Genomic DNA, 6,652 nt, shown 5'->3' with positions numbered 1-6,652 from the left:
CGGCGGCCGACGCCGGGCGCCAGCGGGACTGGCGGGCGGTGCGCCCGGACGCGACCACCTCGCGGACGGTCGCCGGGACGCCGCCGCCCATGGGCAGCCGCTGCGGGACGTAGCCGATCCGCTTCCAGTCGCGGAACCGGGCCGGGGGCCGGCCGTAGATCTCGGTGCGTCCGCCGCTGAGCGGCACCAGCCCGAGCAGCGCCCGGACCAGCGTGGACTTGCCGGAGCCGTTCGGCCCGGTGAGGGCGAGCACGTCGCCCGCCCCGACCCGCAGGTCGACGCCGGCGAGCACCTCCCGGCCGTCCAGGCGGACGCGGCCGGCGGTCATCGCGAAGGGCGGCGGTGTCGCGGGGGAGGGCGGTGTCGCGGGGGAGGGCGGTGTCATGCGGGAGGGGGAGGTCACGAGCACTCCAGGGCGGTGCGGAGGGTGGCGAGGTCGCGGCGCAGCACGGACAGGTAGTCGTCGGACGATCCGGGGCGGACGCCCTCGGCCGGGTCGAGGACGGCGGTGCGGACGCCGGCCTCCCGGGCCAGCGCGTCCGCGACCTTGGGGCTGACCAGCGTCTCGGTGAACACGGTGGTCGCCCGGGTTGACCTGATCTGGTCGGACAGCCGCGCCAGGCGCTTGGGGGACGGCTCGGCGGCCGGGTCGACGCCCGCGACCGGGACCTGGGTGAGGCCGTAGTGGTCGGCCAGGTAGCCGAAGGCCGCGTGCGAGGTGACGATCGTCCTGCGCGCGCAGGTCCTGAGGCCGGTTCTGAACTCGGCGTCCAGGGCGTTGATCCGGGTCACCAGGGCGTCCGTGCGGGTGCGGTAGTCGGCCGCGTGCTTCGGATCGACGGCGGCCAGCCGGTCTCCCACGCCCTTGGCGATGGCGGCCATGCGACCGGGATCGACCCAGACGTGCGGGTCGTAGTCGGCGTGGTCGGCATGGCCGTGCCCGCCGCCGTGCCCGCCGTGCCCGTCCTGCTCGTCCTCCTCGCCGAGGTCGTGCGCGGGCAGGGTCCGCACGGCCGTCACCGCGTCGAACGACTTGTGCGGGGCGCGCTTGGCGACCGCGTCGTCCACGGCGGGCTGGACGCCCTTGATGTACAGGGTGAGGTCGGAGCTCTGCACGCGGGCGATCTGGCGGGGCGTGAGCTCCAGGTCGTGCGGTTCGGCGCCCGGCCTGGTCAGCGTCTCGACCTTCACGGCGTCGCCGCCGATGCTCTCGGCGAGCCAGGCCATGGGGTAGAAGCCCGCGACGACCGTGGTCCGCCCGCCGCTCCCGCCGGCGGCGGAACCGCACGCGGTCAGGCCGAGCGCCCCGGCGAGGACGGCGGCGGTGAGGGGCAGCGCGCGGCGCGGGGCGCGCCGGAGGAAGGAGAGGCTGAGCACCCCTCAAGTCTGGACAAAATGAAAACGGTTGTCAAAACCGGCATCACGGAAGTGACGGACCCGACACCTCCTCGTAGGCGCCGGGCTCGTCGATCGCCATCGCCGCGAGGGGGATGAGCCGCATCCTTACGGCGGGCGCGCCGAGCGCCCGGCGGTAGAAGCCCGCGCCGTCCCACTCGGTGATCAGGGCCCACAGCTCCGGGTCGTCGAGGGTCCGGACGAGCCGTCCGGCGCGGTGCCCGGGCCCGGCGGCGAGGTCGGACAGGACGGCCGCCATCTCGGCGGCGAAGCTCTCGGCGCGCTCGGCGGGGACCCGGAACCGGGTGATCGCGATCATCCCGCCATCCTCCCAGCCCCGGCCCCCCGGCGGCGTCCGGCGGGCCTGCCTGCCCCGCTCGCTGCGCCGTCCGACGGTGCTCGGCGGGGCTCGGCGGGCGCGGCGGGAGGACCTCGGGGACGGGGCGGCGCCGGGGTGCGGATATGGAGTTCGGCGCTCCGGCCGTGTGCCCTAAGCTGGGGAGGGCTGCCCGGAGCACCGCTCCGCGACACATCGCAGCAGCTTGAGCACGACCAGCCCGAGCAGGACGGCTTGAGCCGGACCAGCTTGAGCACGAACACCTTGAGCACGACCAACGGGGATCACGCGTCGCCCTCCCGACGATCGGCAGGGCGCGTGACGAACTATCCCGCCGACCGCCAGCCGGATGGAGAAACGCCATGGCACGCCGTTCCGACGTGATGGACACGATCATCAATCTCAGCAAGCGGCGGGGCCTGGTGTTCCCGTCCAGCGAGATCTACGGCGGACTGCGCGCCTCCTGGGACTACGGCCCGCTCGGCGTGGAGCTGAAGAACAACGTCAAGCGCCAGTGGTGGAAGTCCATGGTGCAGGGCCGCGACGACGTCGTCGGCCTCGACTCCTCGGTGATCCTGGCCCGCGAGGTCTGGGAGGCCAGCGGCCACGTCCGCGAGTTCGTCGACCCGCTGACCGAGTGCCAGTCCTGCCACAAGCGGTTCCGCGCCGACCACCTCACCGAGGCGTACGAGGAGAAGCACGGCCAGGAGCCGCCGAACGGCCTGGCCGACATCACCTGCCCGAACTGCGGCGTCAAGGGCGCGTTCACCGAGCCGAAGATGTTCAACGGCATGCTGCGCACCTACCTCGGCGCGGTCGAGGACGAGTCGGGCCTGGCCTACCTGCGTCCGGAGACCGCGCAGGGCATCTTCATCAACTACCTGAACGTGCAGCAGTCCGCCCGCCGGAAGATCCCGTTCGGCATCGGCCAGATCGGCAAGTCGTTCCGCAACGAGATCACCCCCGGCAACTTCATCTTCCGGACCCGCGAGTTCGAGCAGATGGAGATGGAGTTCTTCGTCAAGCCGGGCAGCGACGAGGAGTGGCACCAGTACTGGATCGACGAGCGGTTCCAGTGGTACACCGACCTCGGCATCAAGAAGGACAACCTGCGGCTGTTCGAACACCCGAAGGACAAGCTGTCCCACTACTCCAAGCGGACCGTCGACATCGAGTACCGGTTCGGCTTCTCCGGCAAGGAGTGGGGTGAGCTGGAGGGCGTCGCGAACCGCACCGACTTCGACCTGACCACGCACGCCAAGGCGTCCGGCCAGGACCTGTCGTTCTTCGACCAGGAGGCCGGCGAGCGGTTCGTCCCGTACGTGATCGAGCCCGCGGCGGGCGTCGACCGCTGCACGCTGACGTTCATGATGGACGCCTACGCCGAGGACGAGGCCCCGAACGCCAAGGGCAAGCTGGAGAAGCGCACGGTCATGCGGCTCGACCGGCGGCTCGCCCCGGTCAAGGTGGCCGTGCTGCCGCTGTCCCGCAACGCCGACCTGTCGCCGAAGGCCCGCGACCTCGCCGCCCAGCTGCGCCGCAACTGGAACGTCGACTTCGACGACGCGGGCGCGATCGGCCGCCGCTACCGCCGCCAGGACGAGATCGGCACCCCGTTCTGCGTCACGGTCGACTTCGACACCCTCGAGGACGACGCGGTGACCGTCCGGGAGCGGGACACCATGAGCCAGGAGCGCATCTCGCTGAGCCAGGTCGAGTCGTTCCTCGCCGCCCAGCTCGTCGGCTGCTGACGCCCGTCGCGTCCGCCCGCCGGTGCCGGTGCCGGTACGAGCCGGCGGTGGCGCGGCGCGGACGGACGACGTGAGGGGCCGTCTCCCTGTGGGGGAGACGGCCCCTTCGGCGCGTCCGGGGACGACTCGGTGTGGACGCGCCGCTCATGGCGCCGCGGGGGAGCGCTGGCTCAGGAGGCCGCGACCCACAGCTGGGTCGTGTACGAGCCGGAGCCGGGCGAGCTCTCGCCGAGGAGCTGGTACGCGGCGGTGACGGTGGCGGTGGACGGGCAGAGGAAGCTGCCGCCGGACTGGACGGGGATCGAGACGTTGTTCAGCTTGATCTGGGCCTGGTTGACCGTGGTGTCGGGGCGGGAGGCGTTGTTGGGGTTGTAGCCGTTGGCGACCGCGGTGCCGCCGTAGTAGCAGGTGATGCCGCCGAGGATGCTGGCGACGGCCTTGACCTTGAAGTTGGTCATGGTCAGGGTGCCGTCGCGTCCGCCGGTGTGGTTTGGGTCGTAGGCGACGGTCGCGCCCCAGGGCAGGTTTAGGGCGGTCACGGCGACGGTGCCGCCGCCGCCCGGGCACGCGGGACCGGGGTTGTTGGTGAACGAGGCGGCGCTGATCGAGCCGCTGCCGGCGGAGTTCACCGAGCCGGTCATCGTGGACTGGTTGCAGGAGCCGCCGCCGAGCGAGGTGGTGACGGACGCGGTCCCGAGCAGCGACGCCTTGACGTTGCCCGAGAAGAGGGGCCCGGTGGCCGAGCCCGAGTGGATCGCGGTGCCGGCCGCGGTCGCGGCCGTCGCGGATCCGATGGCGAGCGCGGCGGCCGCCGCGCCCATGGCGAAGATTTTCCTGGTTTGTGCCACCGGATGCTCCTTTGTCCGGTTCGGGGTGGGCAACGCGAAGGTAACTTCATCTCCCTTCCGCGCAAAGACGGTGGACCGAGGTTGGTCTGGCCGGAAGATGACATTCCTTCACGTTCGGTGGCCGGGTTACGGTGAGGGGTTGGGCGTCCCAGAGATGGCGAAGGGCCGGGACGGACGTGGACGTCCGTCCCGGCCCTCATGCCGGGGATGCGTCACCGGTGGAGCCCTCGCGCCCGGCGGAGGCGCGGGCGCGGGCGGTTCCCGGGGTCAGGCGAGCGGCGGCTCGCTCTCGCGCTCCTCCGCCTGGATCACCTGCATCACCGCGTTGATCAGCGCCAGGTGCGTGAACGCCTGCGGGAAGTTGCCCAGGTGCCGCCCGGTGTGCGGGTCGATCTCCTCGGCGTACAGCTGCAGCGGGCTGGCGTAGCTCAGCAGCTTCTCGCACAGCGCCTTGGCCCGTTCCACCTCGCCGATCATCACCAGGGCGCTGACCAGCCAGAACGAGCAGATCGTGAAGGTGCCCTCCTCCGAGTCGAAGCCGTCGTCGGTCTCGGCCGCCCGGTACCGCAGCACCAGGTCGTCCTCCGACAGCTCGTCGGCGATGGCGAGCACCGTCTCGCGCACCCGCTTGTCGTCCGGCGGCAGGAAGCCCAGCAGCGGGATCAGCAGCGCCGAGGCGTCCAGCGAGGTCGCCCCGTAGTGCGCGACGAACACGCCCCGGTCGTCCAGCGCGTTCGCGAGGACGTCGGCGTGGATGCGGTCGGCGGCCTCCTGCCAGCGCCGGGCGCGCTCGTGGTCGCCGCGGATGCGCGCCAGCCGCGCCCCGCGGTCGGCCGCGACCCAGCAGAACACCTTGGACGAGGTGAAGTGCTGCGGCTCGCCGCGCACCTCCCACATCCCGGCGTCCGGCTGCGCCCAGTTGTCCAGGGCGTCCTCGACCTGCTTCACGACGATCTTCCAGAGCCGGTCGTCCAGCCGGTCGCGCTTGCGGACGAACATGTAGACCGACCCGATGATCGCGCCCCACACGTCGTGCTGGTTCTGCACGTACGCCTCGTTGCCGATGCGCACCGGACGGGCCCCGTCGTAGCCGCTGAGGTGGTCCAGCGTGGACTCCGGCAGCTCCTCCCGGCCGTCCAGGCCGTACATGATCTGGAGCTTGCCCTCGGCGGCCTCGGCGACGTCGGTGATGAAGTAGAAGAAGTCGTTGGCCTCCCAGTCGTAGCCCAGCGTGTAGAACGCCCACAGGGCCATCGTGGAGTCGCGGATCCAGGTGTAGCGGTAGTCCCAGTTGCGCTCGCCGCCGGGGGTCTCGGGCAGCGAGGTCGTCGCCGCCGCCGCGACCGCCCCGGACGGCGCGAACGTCAGTCCCTTCAGCGTCAGCGCGCTGCGCTGCAGGTGGCTGCGCCACGGGTGGTCGGGGAACCGGCCGCGGTCCAGCCAGTGCTGCCAGTGGTGGACGGTCCAGACCAGCCGCTCGTGCGCCTCCTCGTAGGTGGCGGGCGGCTCGTGCTCGCTCCACGACAGCGCGACGAACCGGGCGTCGCCCTGCTTGAGCAGCGTGCGGGACGTGGCGAGGGAGCCCTCGAAACCGACGTTCATGTCGGTGGTCAGGCGCAGCGACACGCCGTTCCCGCGTGCCACGGCCTCGTGGTAGCCGACGCCCGCGTGCTCCCAGCGCGCCGGGGTCTGGCCGTAGTCGAACACGGGCATGCAGTCGAGCCGGACCTGGGCCTGCCCGTTCACGCAGCGCACCATGCGCAGCAGGACGTGGTCGGCGTCATAGTCCGTGGGGGCGCGGCGGTGCGTGTGGGACCGCTCGTCCTCGTGGTGCCACGGCCCCATCAGCAGGGCGTCCGTCACCACCAGCCAGCCCCCGTGCACCCACCAGGTGGTCTCCATCACCATCGTGCCGGGGATGTAGCGCTGGGCGGCGGGCACCTCCACGCCCGCCGGGCCGACCCGGAAATATCCCGCGTCCCTGTCCAGGATCGAGCCGAACACGCTGGGCGAGTCCATCTTGGGCAGGCACATCCACTCGATGTTCCCGCTGGGGGCGACCAGCGCGGTCGTCTCGCAGTCCGACAGGAACCCGTAGTCGGCGATCGGAGCGAACGGCTCTCCCGCACGCCCACCGGCGACCTTCGGCCTCACGGCCTCACCTCCTCTGTGATCCATCATTCCCTCCCCCGGGCAATGACCCGGCCATGGGGCGGGTCGGCTCGGCCATGGGGCGGCATGCCCCAGCCGTGGGGCGGTGCGCCCCGGCCACGGGGCGGTGCGCCCTGCCCGTGGGGCGGCGCGCCCCGTCCGTGGGGCGG

Annotated in this window: 6 protein-coding genes; 1 reads left to right on the top strand and 5 read right to left on the bottom strand. The window is 72.0% G+C overall.

The features are described from left to right. From DZF91_RS30370 to DZF91_RS30360, 3 genes are all read right to left on the bottom strand, one after another. The coding region (locus tag DZF91_RS30370) for an ATP-binding cassette domain-containing protein (RefSeq protein ID WP_117360517.1) at positions 1-328 on the bottom strand (328 nt) is incomplete at its 3' end. A gap of 71 nt (positions 329-399) precedes the next feature. Further along, positions 400-1,377: a metal ABC transporter substrate-binding protein gene (locus tag DZF91_RS30365; RefSeq protein ID WP_117360516.1), complete on the bottom strand. Its 978-nt coding sequence runs from the start codon at positions 1,375-1,377 to the stop codon at positions 400-402. Between the two features lie 43 nt (positions 1,378-1,420). Next, positions 1,421-1,714, bottom strand: coding sequence for an antibiotic biosynthesis monooxygenase family protein (locus DZF91_RS30360; protein WP_117360515.1), 294 nt, complete (start codon positions 1,712-1,714; stop codon positions 1,421-1,423). 380 nt (positions 1,715-2,094) lie between these two features. Here DZF91_RS30360 and DZF91_RS30355 point away from each other — a divergent pair, with 380 nt between their 5' ends. After that, the gene (locus tag DZF91_RS30355) at positions 2,095-3,483 is read left to right on the top strand and encodes a glycine--tRNA ligase (RefSeq protein WP_199486996.1); all 1,389 of its coding nucleotides are present in this window, start codon (positions 2,095-2,097) and stop codon (positions 3,481-3,483) included. Positions 3,484-3,653: 170 nt separating this feature from the next. On the opposite strand, the gene DZF91_RS30350 is transcribed toward DZF91_RS30355, so the two are convergent. Then, the gene (locus tag DZF91_RS30350; RefSeq protein WP_147341459.1) at positions 3,654-4,331 is read right to left on the bottom strand and encodes a hypothetical protein; all 678 of its coding nucleotides are present in this window, start codon (positions 4,329-4,331) and stop codon (positions 3,654-3,656) included. Between the two features lie 267 nt (positions 4,332-4,598). Further along, entirely contained in the window at positions 4,599-6,485 is a 1,887-nt protein-coding gene (locus DZF91_RS30345) for a glycoside hydrolase family 15 protein (protein ID WP_235834665.1), read from the bottom strand. Positions 6,486-6,652: the final 167 nt, after the last annotated feature.

The sequence above is a fragment of the Actinomadura logoneensis genome (assembly GCF_003428695.1).
Classification (GTDB): domain Bacteria; phylum Actinomycetota; class Actinomycetes; order Streptosporangiales; family Streptosporangiaceae; genus Spirillospora; species Spirillospora logoneensis.
This window is presented reverse-complemented; position numbering and strand designations above follow the sequence as displayed.